The sequence below is a fragment of the Acinetobacter johnsonii CIP 64.6 genome, assembly GCF_000368045.1.
Lineage (GTDB): Bacteria > Pseudomonadota > Gammaproteobacteria > Pseudomonadales > Moraxellaceae > Acinetobacter > Acinetobacter johnsonii.
This window is the reverse complement of the sequence record NZ_KB849234.1, coordinates 459,933-478,427: the sequence shown is the minus strand read 5'-3', so window position 1 is coordinate 478,427 and position 18,495 is coordinate 459,933. Positions and strand designations below refer to the sequence as shown.

Sequence of the window (18,495 nt, the reverse complement as noted above, 5' to 3'; positions counted from 1 at the left end):
AAAGCCTGTTGAGAAAGCAGCCTGCTATCTTTTCCCGCTTTAGAGGCCGAGCTATGGATTTAGTTTCTCGCATACAACGCTTACCGATCGGTAAATTTCACTACACCTTGTTGTGGGTGATTGGCTTGGGCTGGATGTTCGATGCCATGGACACGGGGCTGATTTCTTTTATTTTGGCAAAAATGGCTGAAGACTGGCACATGAGCCCAACCGAGAAAGGTTGGGTGGTTTCCATTGGCTTTGTCGGAATGGCGATTGGTGCAGTGTGTTCAGGTGGTCTGGCCGATCGTATTGGGCGTAAAACAGTTTTTGCCGCGACCCTAGTGATTTATAGTTTAGCGACGGCAGCCTGTGCCTTTGCTCCCAACTTAACATGGTTGTTGGTGTTTCGTTTTATTGTGGGTTTAGGCTTAGGTGGACAGTTGCCAGTAGCGGTGACCTTGGTCAGTGAATACATTCCTGCGCAGGTGCGTGGGCGTTTTATCGTGCTGCTAGAAAGTTTTTGGGGCTTAGGTTGGCTTTGCGCTGCATTGGTGGCGTATTTTGTGATTCCAAAATTTGACTGGCATATGGCCTTCTTAATCGGTGGAATTCCTGCACTGTACGCCATTGTGATTTGGTTCAAAGTGCCTGAGTCAATTCCTTATCTCATTAACCGAGGTCGTATTGTGGAAGCGCATGCTTTGGTGCAGCAGATTGAACGTCAATGCGGTGTGGACGTGATCGAGCATATCGTTGTTAAACCGGTGGCAGAGAAAAAGACCGTGTCTTTTACCCAGCTCTGGTCGGGGGCATTTGCGCGTAGAACCTTGATGTTATGGTTGATTTGGTTTGGTATTGTCTACTCGTATTATGGCATTTTTACATGGTTACCGAGTTTGCTGGTGAAGCAGGGGTATAGCATTGTTCAGTCTTTTGAATATGTCTTGGTGATGATTTTGGCACAGCTGCCAGGCTATGTGGCCGCAGCATGGCTGGTCGAAAAGCTGGGACGTAAAGCAACCTTGGCTGGTTTTATTGGCATGTGTGCAGTTTCCGCGTATTTCTTTGGTCAAGCTGACACTGTGAGCATGATCATGTTCTGGGGTTGTTTGATGTCATTCTTTAACCTCGGTGCATGGGGCGTCTTGTATACCTATACCCCAGAGCAATATCCAACCAATATCCGGGCTTTTGGTTCGGGTTGGGCATCAGCCATTGGTCGTATGGGCGGCATTGTCGCACCGATGGTGGTGACACATATGATGGTACAGAGTAATGGATTTAGTGCGATTTTCATGATGTTTACCGCAGTGTTGCTTGCGGTTGCAGCGGTAATTTTGATTTTGGGTGAAGAGACCAAAGGCAAAACATTGGAAGAAATTGGACTGTAATTTAGTCCGCGCTGAAGATTGAGAGTCAGATGTGCTGAGACTCTCAGTCTTCAATACACTTCAACATAAAATCTAGATGATAGATTTGAAAATAACCGATAACAAGATCCAACTCAGCAATAAAAAATTCAATCTGCTCGGCCAAAATGTGGCTTCTCAACGTTGCATTTTGATAAAAGTTAGCCCCGTGTATGATGAGGCTATTTAAAATAGCTGCGACTTGATTGATGTGATCTACCCAATTGGTTGTGTCGCATTTTGGGCGCGGATGCCCCGATTTTTTTGTCGATCGTATCGATCAAGTTGAGTGGGCTGAAGTTGCTTCATTATTTTCATTGACGAGCAGAGATGAACACAGGAACTGAACTTCAAAATAATTAGTTGCTCATTTTAAAAAAAATGGATAATTTTACGACACTAGGAACATCTAAAGACGCAATTTGTCGTAGTGGTGTACGCTTTCACTTGTATAGGCAGAGCCTGCGACATAGCATAAGAACTTAAACAAAAAACGATTAATTAGGATGACAGGTTGTTATGACGAACCTTGCGCATCAAGCGACAGAAAACCGTTCCGTAGCAGAATTTACTGAACAAGCATATCTCAACTACGCCATGTACGTGATCATGGATCGTGCCTTACCGCATATCAGCGATGGTTTAAAACCTGTACAACGCCGTATTGTGTATGCCATGAGTGAATTGGGGCTGAAACACAGCGGTAAACCCAAAAAATCTGCGCGTACCGTCGGCGATGTGCTCGGTAAGTATCACCCGCATGGTGATTCGGCCTGCTATGAAGCGATGGTGCTGATGGCGCAGCCTTTTAGTTATCGTTATCCGTTTATTGAAGGTCAAGGTAACTGGGGTTCTCCCGATGATCCGAAATCGTTCGCGGCAATGCGTTATACCGAAGCCAAATTATCTCAGTATAGTGAAGTGCTTTTGTCTGAACTGGGACAGGGGACTTGTGACTGGCAGGATAACTTTGATGGTTCGATGAAAGAGCCTGTGACTTTACCTGCACGTATTCCGAATATTTTGTTAAATGGCACCACAGGCATTGCGGTTGGTATGGCTACGGACATTCCACCACACAACCTGCGTGAAGTCGTAAAAGGCACCATTGCCTTAATTCGCAATCCAAATTTAAGCGATGAAAAAGTTGCAGAATATATTCCTGCACCCGATTTGCCGACCAAAGCAGAAATTATTACGCCACCTGAAGAGCTGTTAAAAATACAAAGCACAGGTCGGGGCAGTTACCGTATGCGTTCGGTGTATCGCATCGAAAAAAATGAAATTGTGATCACGGACTTGCCTTATCAAGTGTCAGGCTCGAAAGTTATTTCGCAAATTGCAGATCAAATGCAGGCGAAAAAACTGCCTTTGGTCAGCGATGTACGAGATGAATCGGATCATCAAAACCCAACCCGTTTGGTAATCGTACTGCGTTCAAATCGGATTGATGCTGAAGTGGTAATGAGTCACCTTTTTGCCACCACTGATCTTGAGTCGAGCTATCGGGTCAATATGAACATGATTGGTGCGGATGGCCGTCCACAAGTGAAATCGATTCGTCGTATTTTGCTGGAGTGGATTGAAATTCGAAAGGAAACCGTCACCCGTCGTCTGCAATATCACCTGAATAAAATTGAAAAACGCTTACATATTTTGTGCGGTTTGATTATTGCCTATTTAAATATTGATGAAGTGATTCGTATTATTCGTGAAGAAGAACAGCCCAAAGCGGAGTTGATGTCACGTTTTAATATTGATGATATTCAGGCCGAAGCCATTTTAGAACTCAAGTTGCGTCATTTGGCTCGACTTGAAGAAATGGAAATGCGCCGTGAGCAAGAAGAGTTAGAAGCCAAAGCTGCACTGATTCGTGAACAGTTGGCTAATCCAGAATCTTTAAAAGCTTTGATCATCAATGAACTCAAAGATGATGCGAAAAAATACGGGGATGACCGTCGTTCACCAATCGTGCATCGTGCAGAAGCGACGGCGATGAGTGAGCAAGATTTCATGCCTGCTGATCCTGTGACCGTGGTGTTGTCTGAAGCGGGGTGGATTCGCTCAGCCAAAGGTCATGAAGTTGATGCCGAAAACCTGAACTTCCGTGCAGGCGATCAATACCTCAGTCATGCACAAGGTAAATCGAATCAGCGCGTGTATGTGCTGGATGAGTCAGGACGTAGTTATGCACTAGCCATTAATAGCCTACCGTCCGCACGTGGTCTGGGAGAACCGTTGAGTTCAAAATTGTCCCCAGCCAGTGGTGTTGGTTTTAAACAAGTCTTTATTGCTGATGATGAAGCCGAAGTCATAGCACTAAGTAGTAAAGGGTATGGGTTTAAAACACAGGCAAAACAGTTAGATACCAATGCAAAAGCAGGGAAATCCTTCTTAACTTTACCTGAAAAAGCCACAGTTATGCCGTTAACCAGTGTTGATCAGGCCACCCATTTGGCTTTATTGACCTCAACGGGTCGTTTGCTGATTTTAGAGTTGTCAGAGTTGCCTATTTTAAGTAAAGGTAAAGGTAATAAATTGATACAACTTGAAGAGAAAGATCAAATTGTATTCATGACAAGATTAAAGCTAGATGAAATACTGCAAGTCGTTGCAGGGCAGCAGCAATTAAAATTGAAGGGTGATGACTTGCAAAAATACATAGGTAAAAGAGCATCAAAAGGGCAGTTATTACCACGTGGTTATCAAAAAGCAAATAAACTGTTAGTTCAGAGATAAAACTAGCATCCATTGATCAAAATACGTTATATATGGTATGTATGCGGGAAATGGATGCAGTATTAAGCAACACAAGTTAAATAAAGAGCGCTTAATATTGAGAACAAAAGTTGAAATTTAAGGATTACTGATAGGAGAATCGGGCGATATGGAAAAAATTTGGTTCGCAGAATACCAAAAAACGGGGATTCCAGAGACTGTAGAATTGCCACCAGAAAACACGTCATTAGTAGATGTTTTTGAACGAAATTTCCAAAAATTTGGCTCTCGTGATGCTTTTATTTTTATGGATAAAGTGCTCACTTTTAGTGAGTTAGAGGAAGCAAGCCGTAAATTTGCAACGTATTTACAAAGTCTGGGCCTAGCAAAAGGCTCACGTGTCGCTGTGATGATGCCGAACGTTCTTCAGTATCCTATCGTTGCTTTGGGTGTATTCCGTGCAGGTTTAGTACTGGTTAACGTCAATCCACTGTATACCGCGCGCGAACTTGAACATCAGTTAAATGACTCGGGTTCAGAAGTTTTGGTGATCATCGAAAACTTTGCCTCTGTTTATCAAGCGATTAATGGTAAAACCCCAGTTAAACATGTTGTGATTGCCTCTGTAGGTGACATGTTGGGTGCATTAAAAGGCACACTGGTGAACTTTGTATTACGTTCAGTGCGTAAGCAAATTCCAGCATGGAATATTCCTGGCCATATTCGCTTTAATGCGGCAATGTCGAAAGTTAGTGCGAGTAACTATAAGCGCCCGAACTTAACGTTAAGTGACACAGCAGTGCTTCAGTACACTGGCGGCACTACAGGGGTATCAAAAGGTGCAGAACTGACGCATCGCAACCTTGTGGCGAACATGTTGCAGTGTGACGGTATTTTCCAAAGTAAATTTGGTGCACAAGATGGTCAACCTGATGACCGCATTTTCTGTGCCTTACCGCTATATCATATTTTTGCGTTCATGGTGTGTGCGATGTACGGCATGTACAAAGGCCAAGCCAACGTTTTGATTCCAAACCCGCGTGATTTACCTGCGGTGATGAAAGAATTACGTAAATATCAACCGTCATTCTTCCCAGCAGTGAATACACTATTCAATGCTTTAGTGAACAATGAAGAGTTTAAGCAACTCGACCACAGCAAATTGAAAATGGCGATGGGCGGTGGTATGGCTGTGCTTCCTTCTACAGCAGAAGCGTGGAAGCGAATTACTGGAACCAACATCATTGAAGGTTACGGCCTATCTGAAACTTCACCTGTGGCAACGGCAAATCCGCCAGCGTCAGAAGAATTTAGCGGCACAATTGGTATTCCATTGCCATTAACTGAAGTTGCAATTTTGGATGATGATGGGAAGGAAGTTGCACTGGGTGAACAAGGTGAGATTTCAATCCGTGGTCCCCAAGTGATGCGTGGCTATTGGAACCGTCCAGATGAAACGGCTAAAGTGATGACTGAAGATGGTTTCTTCCGTACAGGTGACATTGGTGTCATGGACCCTCGCGGCTATGTGAAAATTGTAGACCGTAAGAAAGACATGATTTTGGTGTCAGGCTTTAACGTTTACCCTTCAGAAATTGAAGAAGTGGTTTCAAAGCATCCTAAAGTATTGGAAGTCGCTGCCATTGGTGTACCTGATGAAAAATCAGGTGAAGTACCAAAACTGTTTGTGGTGAAGAAAGATCCATCTTTAACCACAGAAGAAGTATTGGCATTCGCGAAAGAGAACTTAACCGGTTACAAACGTCCGCGTTATGTTGAATTCTTGGATGAGTTACCGAAATCAAACGTAGGTAAAATCCTACGTAAAGATTTACGTAAAACAGCTTAAGTTCAAATAAAAAAAAGCGCCATCAGGCGCTTTTTTTTCATGTTCGCATTTAATTTTTCATTAACCAGCGGTCGATATAGGGACGGCCAATGCCCAAGATGCCAACAAAGGTCAGCATCGTACCGCACTGACGACTAAAGGCTGGGAAAGCAAAACTACCAAAGCTCAGAACATTATCGATCAGACAATAGACGGTCACTGCAAGCAACCAAGACCATAGGTTTTGACGTTTAATCCCGACCATCCAAAATGCAATGATCAGCATGACCAGTGTGCCAAGAGTCGAACCAATATTCATATTGGCACAAATGACCGCCAATAAAAATGCAGTAACGGGAAGCACAATCTTTAAAACACGATCCACGTGGCGTTGATGTTGACGCTGAATTTCGAGCACGTCGAACATTTCTTTTTGATCAGGGCTAGCCATGCTGGAGTCTCATCGGGAAATTATAAAAACACTATAATTTAACCAAATTTATCCTCGGAATGCCATGCTATGATAGCCGTCGAAATGATCTTGATGAGAAAAAACCAATGCAAAGCATTAGCGGGATTATTTATCTCATTTTAATTGCTTGTTTACTGCCTTACGTATTTACAATCATTGCTAAAAAAACAGCAGGATTTCGCGCCAAAGATAATCAACATCCGCGTGAATTTCTCGCCAAAACGACTGGTCTGGCTGCACGTGCCAATGCGGCACAGCAAAATAGTTTTGAGAGTTTACCGTTATTTATTGCCGCCATCTTAATGGCTGAATATATGGTGATTCCGCAAGTGGTCACTATGACGTTTGGTATTGCCTATCTTGTCTTTCGTGTGGTGTATGGCATTTGTTATTTGGCTAACTGGTCGACGCTTCGATCGATCGTTTGGCTGTTGTCACTGCTTTGCCCAATTTGTTTATTATTGTTGGTCATTCGACTGACAATGGGCTAAGTGCGAAACATACATATTTTCACCCAGTGGATGTATAATCGCAGAAATATTTTTTTCTCAAAAACCGTTATAATCGATGCGGTTTTTAAAAGATTTAACTTGTTAAAGAGTGATGTTATGAGCTACAGCAATATCCCTGCGGGTAAAGATGCACCGAACGATATCTACGTGATCATCGAAATTCCTGCAAATGCAGCACCAATCAAATATGAAATTGATAAAGATTCGGATGCGCTTTTTGTAGATCGTTTCATGGGTACAGCAATGTTCTACCCAGCGAACTATGGTTATGTACCAAACACCTTGTCTGAAGATGGTGACCCATTAGATGTACTTGTTGTAACGCCGCATCCAGTTGAACCAGGCTCAGTAATTCGTTGCCGTCCTGTGGGTAAATTGAACATGGAAGATGACGGTGGTATCGATGCGAAATTAATCGCAGTTCCACACGACAAGTTAACGCCAATTTATAAAGACGTGAAAGAATATACCGATCTTCCACCTTTACTGATTCAACAAGTTGAACACTTCTTCGCGCACTATAAAGACTTAGAGCCAGGGAAGTGGGTTAAATTAACAGGTTGGGAAGGTTCTGAAGTTGCTAAGCAAGAAGTGCTTAAAGCAATCGAAGCAGCAAAATAATTCTGTCTATGAAGCCTCGATTGAACTGTGTTTGATTGTAGGCTTCAATAAAAAACCTGCACAATGTGCAGGTTTTTTATTAGATTAGCTTTTCCATAGAAATTAGAAGAATTTCACAGGAATGTCTAACCAAACACGCCATTCGTTGGTGTCACCAATGTATGCATTTGTTTGATATTCATCACTTGCACGGTAGTACGAATGACGTAAACGTAAGCTCGCATCTTTAGCAAAACCAGATTGAACTGTATATTTCACTTGGTTAAAGAATTCATGCTCTTGCGCATCATTCGTCATATCTTTGACTTTGATATCCCAACCGTATACAAATGCAGTTGTCCAGTTTAGACCTGGTAATATACCTAATTTACCAAAATCAAGACTGTACTGGATTTGGGCAGATTTTTCATCGTTACCAATAAAGTCAGAAAGGTATGAGTTTGGAAGGTATATACTTTGGAAGCCATCAGCATTTTGACCATAGTCATAACCAACATTACCACTGTTTTGTTGGTATGCAACCATGATGTTATGTGCGCCAGTATTATAAGCTGTAGAAAGAGCCCAAATATCATTCTTACGATCTGATAAGTTATCAGTGGTTTGTGAATAAGTATTTGCTGCTTCATCAAACTTAGTATGATAAGCACTTAAATCGTAAGTTAATGAACTGTCATTCGCTAAAGGCTGTTTAAAGTTCACATTTACATAATGACGTTCAAGAGCATTTTTGCTGTCTAAGCCATAATAAGATGCATTTAAATTGTCATCAAATTTGTACTTAGCTCCCCAAACAATTGCACGATCAAGACCATTGCCATTGACGTCAGCATCGGTTTTGATTTGATCAGACATTTGGTTCTTAGTAAATTTACCAGCAACAATTTCAAGATTCTTGATTTCGTGGCTAGTTAATAAAGTACCTGTAAAATATTCAGGAACCATACGTCCAGTATTACTTGCAAGAACAGGTAAATCGAGTACTTGAGTACCATAACGCACTTCAGTATTTGAAATACGCGCTTTGACGATACCGCCACCACGAGCCCAGTGGTCATAAGCATCAACATGGCCATTTGAATCTTTTGCACCATTGTTGTGCAATGGAATCATTTGGTTGCCAGCATGGTTATTTTCGCCTAATTTGAACGAACCATCACCAACTACGCCTAAACCAAACCCAACGATACCTTTGGTATAACCAGACTCAATTTTAACTATTGCGCTTTGAGCTGCTGAACTTGTATCAGCTACACCATTTTTCTTGTCACGACTTAAATAACCAGTACGAAATAACACTGATCCTTCAGCGTCCTCAACGAAACCTTTAGATTCACTTTGCTCACTCGCAAAAGCTGTTGATATAAGTGCAGTTTGTACTAAAACTGCTAATGCTAATTTTTTTGTGTTTTGCATTGGGGAGCGAACCTTATACAAATTGGATGGAAAGAGAACAGCAATTGTATAAGTAATCGCTGAAAAATTGTCATTTTTATTTAACATATTCAACTAAAGTAATGCATTTTTTTGTAAGCGATATGTTTGAAATATTTTAATTTTAGTTAAAATATTCGGTTTACTAAAATAAATCTTTATAAAACATTGAATTATTTTTCTCTTCTTAATTCTGTTTTTTGCTATGTATTGCAGAATATAATATATAGACTGTGAGGTCATTTTAGCTTATGAATCAAAGTGTTCAGTCATTTCTAATCTTTTGGAATCAGCTCAAAATCACCCATAGCCAGATTGGCAAACGATGAATTACACAGCAGTTACCTAGGAAAAATTGACCTATTGTTAAAAAATAGCTTTAAAATTTATGGGTATGGAATCAGTAAATGATTCATGTCTAAAGAAATTTCGAGAACTTAAATGCATAAGAATTCACATAAAATTGCACTATTTTTAATTTTTTCCACTGGCAGTATGTTGGTCAACGCAAGTGAGCCACAGCAACAAAGTTCAGAAGGTGGACTCAGTGGAAGCCTTGCTGTGCTCAGTCAGTATATTTATCGTGGGGGTATTGAAAATGATCAGCCTACCCTACAAGCAGGGCTTGAATATGAACATGCATCTGGTCTATATGCTGGTTATTGGGCTTCAACACTGAATTATGATGCAGCGGATATCAGTAAAGATCACGGTGTTGAGCATGATTTTTATATGGGGTATGCAGGCGCACTCAGTCCAGATTTAAGCTACCGCTCGCATATTGTGACTTATTTATATAATGATGGCGGCTCGGTCTATAGTGAGGATCGCACAGAACGCCGAAGTACAACTGGAGCGGAATTTGTAAATAGTCTGAGCTATAAAGACTTTGATGTAGGCGTCACGGTGGCTTTAGTGGATGTGAGCTATGCCAACGCGGGCGATACTTATTTAAGCCTTGCACATCATTATGCTCTTCCACAACACTTTCAATTCAATAGTTCAATTGGTGCATCGATTTATCGTCAGCATGATGATGCCATACTCACTACAGAGAAGAACTTTACTGTTAATGAAGTTCGCTTAGGCCTGAGTAGGCCCTTTGCAGAGACAGGGATCGAGATGTCTGCGGATTATATTTATGGTGTGCATAATCGTATGGGCGAGGATTTAGAGGACCATCTGGTGCTGGGTTTAACTTACAACTTTTAAATGTTGTAGATATGAAAAGTGCATCCAGATCGGTTGGGGATGCACTTTTTTTATGCACTTAAAAACGTACCTTCCAAAGATGAGTCTCAAAATAGCGCATATTGTAAACAATTATGTTTGCTTGATGGGCTTGGCTTCAATTCACCGCGAAGAGGTTTAACGATCAAGTTGAGTGCGAGCTCAATTTTTTATATTTTAAATAATTTTAATAAAAACAATTATTTATAATGATTTTGTAAAAGGTGTATCTGATGTTGAATTGAATGTGGCATAGCTATTGCTACTACCTACATGAGTTTATCGAAATAACCAAAAGACGTCGGATACGATGTGGGGGAATCAAACCATGAAATTTGCACTTAAGGCATTATCTTTAGCTGTGGTAGCTGCAGCTTCTACATTCACTTATGCAGATGAAGCAACGTCCGTTCATTCTGTGTCAGGGAATATTGGGGTTTTTTCTAGTTATAACTTACGTGGTATTACCAATACGCCTGAAAATGAAGATGCGACTATTCAAGGTGGTTTAGATTACAGCCACGCATCTGGTTTTTATGCAGGTTGGTGGGGTTCTACACTGGGTTATTCATTGGTTGAAGAAGGCCGTGATGCCTTTGAAAACAATTTCTACGCGGGCTATAACGGCTCAATTAATGATGATCTCGGCTATACTATTGGTACGACTTATTATTATTACTATGAAACAGATAATTCAGATACCAACGGTTTTGAAACTTTGCTTGGCTTAAGCTACAAAGACTTTGGCGTCACTGTACAGACTTTACTGGAAGATACCACTTGGAGTAACGCGGGTGATACTTATATTAAGGCAACTTATAGTTATCCATTGCCGAATGATTTCAGCTTAGATACGGCATTGGGCTTATATGCTTATCAAGACTCTGGCGATTATGAAGAAGCATTAGGGACGACGGAGAGTTTTGGTTTCCGTCATTTTGATGTGGGCGTGAGCAAACCTTTAGCTGAAACAGGTTTAACCGCAAGTATGAATTACACCTTGGGTGGTTATGACCGTGCGGACGTAAAACAAAAGAACAAAGTTGTCTTCGGTTTGAAGTATGAGTTCTAAGCTGTACGCTGCTTAAATATAAAAAAGCCCACTCCAATCGAGTGGGCTTTTTTTATCGGCGATGGGATTTCGCTCTAACTTGTCAGTTTTTATGAACAGTCAGCCGTTTTAGTGATGTTGCCCACGATAAGACAGGGCTTCGGTTAAGTGGCCTGTTTGAATCTGTTCAGACTGCGCTAAGTCGGCAATGGTTCTGGCCACTCTTAAAATACGGTGATACCCCCGAGCAGATAAGTTTAAGCGCTGTTGTGCCTTTTCAAAGATCAGCGCGGCTTGTTCATTGAGTGGCGCAAACTGTTCCAGTTGTTTGGGTGATAAGGCCATATTGAGACAAGCTTGGCGCTGCATTTGCCATTGATAAGCTTGAATCACGCGCTCACGTACAGTTGCCGAGTCTTCTACGACTTGTGTGTCCTGCAATTCAGAAGCATGCAAGGGTGGTACATCAATATGTAAATCAATCCGATCCAGTAACGGCCCTGAAATGCGGTTTTGGTAGCGTTTAATCGCCTCGGCTGAGCACTGACAACGGCTATCTTGATTAAACGCATAACCACAGGGACACGGATTCATTGCGGCAATTAGTTGGAAATTGGCTGGAAAGGTGATCTGCCGTGAAGCACGCGAAATCACAATCTCTTTGGCTTCAATCGGCTGTCTTAAAACCTCTAAAACCTTGCGGTCAAACTCTGGTAGTTCATCTAAAAACAGCACGCCTTTATGTGCCAAAGTAATTTCACCGGGTTTGGGTTGTGACCCGCTGTCATTTACAGCAATAGATAAGAGTGTCATGATAAGAAAACAATAGGTTGCCACTCTAAAATTACACAAATAGATTAGAGTAATGACAGTAATAAGCAAGAGTGGCTTGCAAATTTACACAAATACGCACGAGTGGCTGTAAGAGGCATTCTATGAAAAGAATCAGTGATGAATATTCCCCAGTTAGGAAATCCCAAACTGTATATGGGAGTATTTCAGTAAATTATGCTTTTAGAGGGGAAAAGACGATTTGGTGTGAATCTACTCTTGAGCGTGATTTTTTGATTAGGCAAGAATTCAATAGCAATGTCATAGATATCGTAAGCCAGCCTATTACCATCCCATATATAACAGAGTTGGGTAATGAATCCACTTATACTCCTGATTTCCTCGTACAGTTTTCCAGTGCAAATTGTGGTGATTTTGAGGAAATTCCCTGTCCACTGTTAATAGAAATAAAACCTAGAAAGAAACTTATAGAAGATTGGGATAAATTAAAGCCAAAATTTAAGGCGGCTCATACTTTTGCTAAAGAAAAAGGTTGGAAATTCAAGATTATAAATGAATCAAGGTTATATGATCAGTATTGGGAAAATATTAATTTTTTGAAAAGATTTAGACGTTCTCATGTGGATGTCTATGATGAACAAACTTTAATTGAGACTTTAGATAGTCTTGGTCAATCGACTATTAATCAATTACCGGCACATATTTTTAAGGATAAAACTAATATTCTTCGAGGTATTCATCAAGTATGGGCATTGGTCGCAAAACGAAAAATCATGTGTGATTTATATTGCCCCTTAACAGCAGAGACGGTGATTTGGACAAATCAAGATGATGTGCTTACAAGGAGATTTTTAAATGGTTCAGACTGATACTGTAAGTATTGACCGAAGTCGGATCATACTCAAACCAAATGTAATTGTTAAGTATGAAGGGCAACCGTATAAGATTGCTAATGTTTTGAATGCCAACGATATCGTGATTTCTAGTTTAGATTCTGTGCGTTGTTTACAAGTAAGTGCAGATTCTCTACAAGTATTTGAAGCTGAAAATAACCAAACTAAAGATATAAATAAAGGTGATTGGGATATTACGCATGAAGCGTGGAAAATAGCTTTACATCGTTATGAAATCATCAAGCCGTTGATTAAGTATTCAACAACCGAATTAGTCGAGCAACGAGCAAGTGAATATGGCATTAACCGTTCCACCTTATGGAAATGGTTAAAAGATTTTAGAGAAAATAATTCTATCTTAGTGTTAGTTCCTAAAAAGAGAGGTTGGACGACCAAGAAGTCTAGGTTGTCTCCTCAAATTATGAATATTATTAACCAAGGTATTCAAGAGGAATATCTCAATGCCAGAAAGCCTAGTATTGCAAAAACTATAGATTTTATTAAAGCAGAATGTTCTCGCCTTAAACTAGAAGCACCCCATGACAATTCAATTCGTAGAAAAATAGAAGCATTAAACGATTATATGGTGATTAAGGCTCGTCATGGTTCTAAAGCAGCACAAGATAAGTATGCATCTGCTGCTGGTGAGTTTCCTAATGCTGATTATCCCTTGGCATATGTACAGGTAGACCACACTCCACTAGATATTGAAATTGTTGATGATGAATTTAGAGAGGCGATTGGACGACCATTTCTAACATTAGCTATTGATATAAATACTCGAATGGTGGTCGGTTATTACTTGTCCTTAGAAGCCCCCAGTGCAACATCTGTTGCCATGTGTATTGCTTCCAGTATTTTGTCAAAAAAACGGAAGCTAATTGAATTGGATATAGATGCTGATTGGCAAGTTGAAGGTCTTATGGATTCTATACATACAGATAATGGTCCTGACTTTAGAACTAACCATATCAGTCGAGCTTGCTTAAAATATGGGATTCATTGGGAGTTTCGTCCGATTGGTGGGGCAAGGTTTGGTGGACATATCGAACGTTTGATTGGTGTTGTTAACATTGAAATGCACATCTTGGATGGTACAACCTTCTCGAATATCCAAGAACGTGGAACCTATAATTCAGCAGGTCATGCCTGTATGACACTAAAAGAACTAGAATATTATATTGTTTATTGGATCACTAAAGTTTATCACCAAAAGAAACACTCCAAACTCGGTATGTCACCTTTACAGAAGTGGCAAGATGGTGTTTGGGGAACAAAAACTAGTGTTGGAACAGGTTTAAAAGAGAGAGTTTCGGATGAAGATACATTATTTATTGATTTCCTTCCCGAATTTGAATCAACAATTCAACGTGTAGGTGTACAGAAAGACAATCTATTTTATTTTGCTGATTGTTTACGACAATGGGTTAATTGTGTTGATCCCGAAGATGTAAATAAAAAGAGAAAAAAGAAATTTTTGTTTAAACGTGATCCAAGGGATATTTCTCTTATTTGGTTTTATGAACCTCTGTCCAATACATATTTTAAAGTGCCTACTGCTAAGCGAGAAATACCACCAATTAGCTTATTTGAATACAAACAAGTGCAGAAATATCTTCGTGGCGAGCAACATGATAATCAAAATCAGGATGAGATTTATCAGGCAATTCTTCATTTACGAGAGCAATTGAAACAATCCCGTAGTCTGACTCGGAAGCAACGGAGAGTAAATCAACGTAAAAAGGAAAATGCAAAAGCAACACATCATTTATCTGTAAAAAATGAACCTGAAAAACCATCTATTGTCGAAAACAGTGTTCAGCCGACTAATGATTTATGGAGTATTCCATTGACGGCATTTGAAGATTTAAGGGGATAATAATGCAAAAATATGAACATCTTGCAGATGATGTACTTGAAGTCATGTCTCTAAGTGATAGTGATCGTATCAATATTTTATTTTCTGATCGTTGGATTGGTTATAAAAAAGCGGTCACTATTTTGGATACTTTAACTGATCTGTTGAATCGCCCTAGGAAGCTTCGCCCAGAATGTTTATTGATTGTGGGTGATTCTAATATGGGTAAAACGACCATTATCCACGAATTCACAAAGCAGCATTACACCAAAACAGTGAATGACATAGATATGGAGCTGCTGTCTGTAAAAAAACCTGTTTTAACCATATTAGCCCCTGCTAAAGCGAATGTAAAAGAATTCTATATCAATATATTGAATCATTTCTTTGTCCCATTTCGTCCTACTGATCCTGAAGCAAAGTTACGGAATCAAGCTGTCCATCTAATGCGGAAGTATGAAACAAAAATGTTGATTATTGATGAAATCCATAATTGTTTAACAGGTTCTACCAAACTTCTTTCCGAAGTGATGAATACCTTAAAGAATCTAAGTAATGATCTAAGTCTGAATATCGTTGGCGTCGGTACTCGTGAAGCAGTTACGATTCTACATACCGATGCTCAATATGCAAGCCGTTTTGATGTAGCAATGTTGCCTAAATGGGAACTGAATCAGGATTTTCTAAGACTATTATTAAGTTATGTACGATTATTGCCTTTAAAGAAACGTTCTGATCTAGCATCTCAAAGACTTGCCACCCTTATATTTGAAATTTCAGGTGGGAATTTTGGTGACTTAAACAGATTGTTGATTGAGTGTGCTAAAGAGGCAATCGTAAAAGGTAATGAAGAAATTACCGAAGAAATTGTTAATAAATTTAAATGGCTTAAACCAACCGAGGGTATGAGGAATATTAGAAATATAAATCTTAACATGGTTTAGGTATTCTACTTTTCATAGGAAAATAGCCATGCACCAAGTAGAACAACGTTGGTATATTCGTACCCCTATTCAAGAGGGTGAAGTATTTTCCTCTTGGCTCATACGTTCTGCTTTGGATTTAGGCTGCTCACCATTAACTTTAGTGAATCTTTTGTGGGAAAAATGGAGAGGATTAACGATAGATATTGATCGTGGGTTAAATGAAGAAAAATTAGACATATTGTTAAATCATTGTTTTGTGGAACAGCATGAAGTTCAGAAAACTATGTTAAGCAGTTATTTCCCTGCTTTGATTCCAAAAAATTATAACAAAAATCAGCGTATTCCTTGGATATTGGCTCTAGGTATTCGAAATCGTTCAAATGTGTCAGGTCGTCAAATTTGTACGCAATGTCTAAGTTCTACCCATACACCACCATATTTGCGTATCAAGTGGCGTATGGGGTGGCATAGTGGCTGTGATATTCATAAAACCATATTAATAGATCATTGTCCTCAATGCAGAATCACATTACAACCTATAAAAATTGATATAGAGCATGGATCATTAGCAATTTGTACTTCATGCTATGCTGATTTAAGTACACTCATTCAACGTCCAGTAGAAACGGATGCATTAAGATTTCAGCATCAAGCTGATCAGGTCTTAGAGTCACAATTTGGGCGATATAACCAAAAGGATATTTCATCAATAGAGTGGTTTGAGATTGCTCGTATATGGTTAAGTTTTATTCGATCCCCTTTAAATATGAAGAGTCCTAACCTTTTGCAAATGTTTGAAAGTCTTAATATTGATTTAAATATAGATTATCCTATTACACCAGTAGCCTTTGAATTTCTGTCTGTTCAGGAGCGTGAAAAATTATTATCAATTTTAAATAAAATCATGGCATTACCTTGTGATTTATTTGTTGATCGCTCTTTAGAATATCATGTAAGTCATTCTTATTTTTGGGATAAAAGAAAAAAACTGCCTACGCAGCTTCAACTAATGAAAGATAAAATGTTGAAGCCAATTAAGATTATTTTGCCGAAAGATAACGCCATAGCCATGAGTAAACCCAAATCTAAAAAAAGTGTACAACGGAAGTGGTTAAGGCTATTGAGAAAGCTACAGAAAGGGGGGAACAGGTGACTTTAGCTCAATTTTCCCATAAAGAAGGCTGTAGTGGTTGTGACAGGGCTGATATAGATAAATTCAAAAAAAGATATAAGGGCGATAAGTATTGTTCAACTTGTTATGCCCGAATTTTTAAAAAAAGAGCTTGTCCAAAATGTGGTGAATATGCCAGATTGCCAAAAAATGATGATCAAGCAATTTGTAATGAATGCATCAAAAAACAGCCTTGTATTCGCTGTAATCAAACTAAGAAGCCGATAGGGACACTCACCGAATATGGTGTGGTTTGTAATAGCTGTTCTGTTTATTTTCGCCCAATTGAGCGTTGTGAGAGGTGTGATACACCATCACAAAAATTGACACATATTTCACGATTTGGTGATGATTTAAGGGTATGTCCCAAATGCTCTACTAGAGATTATGAAACATGTCCCTCTTGTCATAAATATCGCTTATTAGAGCAAGATGATACAGGAGCTAAGATTTGTAAAAAATGTAGGAATAACGCCAAAAAGAAATGCAAGCAATGTGATGTCTTGATACCAGCAGGCTGTCCTGATCTATGTAACAACTGTTACTGGCATAAGAATCTATGGGAGAAAGCTAGACGAAATATTAAAGCATTCCAATCCCAACACTTACAGGCTCAATATGAGCAATATTTAATTTGGTTAGAAGATGAGGTTGGTGCAAATAAAGCAGCACTGTATATCAATAAACATACCCATTTTTTTATCAAAACTGAAGAATTATGGCTTGATGCAATTCCTACAGCAGAACAGTTATTGGCTGTTTTAAGAACCAGTGGACTTAGAAAATTTGAGTTGGTTGCATCTTGGCTAGATGAAGCCCATCACATTAAGGTTGCATTAGAGGATAAAGACTTTTGCTCTCAACAGGATCAGATAGAAAAACTGATTTCAAGCCTTCCTCACCCCTCTACTGCTTATGATGTGGTTATATCTTATAAAGATGAGCTTGATATAAAAATGAAAGATGGAAAGACCAGTATCCGGTCCATAAAACTGGCAATAAAGCCTGCGGTTGCTCTTATGCACTATGTTTGTGCATCGGGAGCTACATTACCTAATTTAAACCATATAAAAGCCTATCTTATCGACTTTTCTGGTCAGGCTGCTGCACTAACAGGGTTCATTAATTTTTTGAATAAAAATTTTGATACATCTATAGACTATTTGGCTTTTAAAAAATCAAAAAATTTCAATGAAAAACGAAAAAATAAAGTAGAAAAAGAAATTGTCCAATGGGTGGATAAGCCTTTGGAGAATAAGGAAGATGTATTAAATTGGGTGAAGAATGGGCTAAGATATTTTCATAATGTATCTTATGTGGAGTCTCTAAAAGTCAAATTTGAGATGATTACAGAAGCTGATGATGGATATGAAATTTTATTGCAGAATCATTCTTATTGGTTGCCAAAAAACACAGGAGATTTAAAAAGATAGTTTTTTTGTGATTATACTGTGCTATTTCAAGCTAATTTATTGTACAAGTTGGTTTGTTTATCTAATTCTTCTAAAAGAACTGTCCATAACAATATGGGGCAGTAAAATTAGGAAAGTTGCTAAGAAGTAGCACTACTTATTGACCTCAAATTCATACAAATGAGT

General features: G+C 39.3%; 14 protein-coding genes and 1 pseudogene. 12 read left to right on the top strand and 3 right to left on the bottom strand.

Annotated elements, in window-relative coordinates; genetic code table 11:
* Positions 1-53: 53 nt before the first annotated feature.
* From niaP to F986_RS05660, 3 genes are all read left to right on the top strand, one after another.
* Positions 54-1,373 (top strand): niacin transporter NiaP, encoded by a 1,320-nt coding sequence (niaP, locus tag F986_RS05670; RefSeq protein ID WP_004692883.1) that lies wholly within the window; start codon positions 54-56, stop codon positions 1,371-1,373.
* A gap of 537 nt (positions 1,374-1,910) precedes the next feature.
* Positions 1,911-4,130, top strand: a complete 2,220-nt coding sequence (parC, locus tag F986_RS05665; protein WP_004692882.1) for a DNA topoisomerase IV subunit A — start codon at positions 1,911-1,913, stop codon at positions 4,128-4,130.
* A gap of 148 nt (positions 4,131-4,278) precedes the next feature.
* On the top strand, positions 4,279-5,958 hold the full coding sequence (locus F986_RS05660) for an AMP-binding protein (RefSeq protein WP_004692881.1): 1,680 nt from the start codon (positions 4,279-4,281) through the stop codon (positions 5,956-5,958).
* 49 nt (positions 5,959-6,007) lie between these two features.
* Here the strand turns inward: F986_RS05660 and F986_RS05655 are convergent, their stop codons facing one another.
* Positions 6,008-6,388: a hypothetical protein gene (locus tag F986_RS05655; protein ID WP_004692879.1), complete on the bottom strand. Its 381-nt coding sequence runs from the start codon at positions 6,386-6,388 to the stop codon at positions 6,008-6,010.
* Between the two features lie 107 nt (positions 6,389-6,495).
* Here F986_RS05655 and F986_RS05650 point away from each other — a divergent pair, with 107 nt between their 5' ends.
* Both F986_RS05650 and ppa read left to right on the top strand, forming a co-directional pair.
* Positions 6,496-6,900, top strand: coding sequence for an MAPEG family protein (locus F986_RS05650; protein ID WP_005401007.1), 405 nt, complete (start codon positions 6,496-6,498; stop codon positions 6,898-6,900).
* Between the two features lie 117 nt (positions 6,901-7,017).
* On the top strand, positions 7,018-7,542 hold the full coding sequence (gene ppa, locus F986_RS05645) for an inorganic diphosphatase (protein WP_004692877.1): 525 nt from the start codon (positions 7,018-7,020) through the stop codon (positions 7,540-7,542).
* A 102-nt stretch (positions 7,543-7,644) separates the two neighbouring features.
* Here the strand turns inward: ppa and F986_RS05640 are convergent, their stop codons facing one another.
* Positions 7,645-8,958 carry an OprD family outer membrane porin gene (locus tag F986_RS05640; RefSeq protein WP_005401006.1) on the bottom strand — a complete coding sequence of 438 codons (1,314 nt, stop codon included), beginning with the start codon at positions 8,956-8,958 and terminating at the stop codon, positions 7,645-7,647.
* A 459-nt stretch (positions 8,959-9,417) separates the two neighbouring features.
* On the opposite strand from F986_RS05640, the gene F986_RS05635 reads away from it, so the two are divergent.
* Both F986_RS05635 and F986_RS05625 read left to right on the top strand, forming a co-directional pair.
* On the top strand, positions 9,418-10,188 hold the full coding sequence (locus tag F986_RS05635; protein WP_004692874.1) for a TorF family putative porin: 771 nt from the start codon (positions 9,418-9,420) through the stop codon (positions 10,186-10,188).
* Between the two features lie 346 nt (positions 10,189-10,534).
* Positions 10,535-11,278, top strand: coding sequence for a TorF family putative porin (locus tag F986_RS05625; RefSeq protein ID WP_004692873.1), 744 nt, complete (start codon positions 10,535-10,537; stop codon positions 11,276-11,278).
* Positions 11,279-11,386: 108 nt separating this feature from the next.
* Here F986_RS05625 and F986_RS05620 read toward each other — a convergent pair.
* A pseudogene (locus F986_RS05620) lies at positions 11,387-12,043 on the bottom strand (ATP-binding protein); the annotation flags it as partial.
* 149 nt (positions 12,044-12,192) lie between these two features.
* On the opposite strand from F986_RS05620, the gene F986_RS05615 reads away from it, so the two are divergent.
* From F986_RS05615 to F986_RS05595, 5 genes are read left to right on the top strand one after another with little or no spacing between them, the layout of a single operon-like run.
* A complete protein-coding gene (locus tag F986_RS05615; protein ID WP_004692871.1) occupies positions 12,193-12,918 on the top strand; it encodes a heteromeric transposase endonuclease subunit TnsA in 726 nt (241 codons plus the stop codon).
* The gene (locus F986_RS05610) at positions 12,905-14,821 is read left to right on the top strand and encodes a Mu transposase C-terminal domain-containing protein (RefSeq protein ID WP_004692870.1); all 1,917 of its coding nucleotides are present in this window, start codon (positions 12,905-12,907) and stop codon (positions 14,819-14,821) included. The genes F986_RS05615 and F986_RS05610 overlap by 14 nt, the downstream gene beginning before the upstream one ends.
* Before the next feature lie 2 nt (positions 14,822-14,823).
* Positions 14,824-15,744, top strand: coding sequence for a TniB family NTP-binding protein (locus tag F986_RS05605; RefSeq protein ID WP_004692869.1), 921 nt, complete (start codon positions 14,824-14,826; stop codon positions 15,742-15,744).
* 28 nt (positions 15,745-15,772) lie between these two features.
* Positions 15,773-16,879, top strand: coding sequence for a TniQ family protein (locus F986_RS05600; RefSeq protein WP_004692868.1), 1,107 nt, complete (start codon positions 15,773-15,775; stop codon positions 16,877-16,879).
* Entirely contained in the window at positions 16,876-18,330 is a 1,455-nt protein-coding gene (locus F986_RS05595; RefSeq protein WP_017397061.1) for a hypothetical protein, read from the top strand. The genes F986_RS05600 and F986_RS05595 overlap by 4 nt, the downstream gene beginning before the upstream one ends.
* Positions 18,331-18,495: the final 165 nt, after the last annotated feature.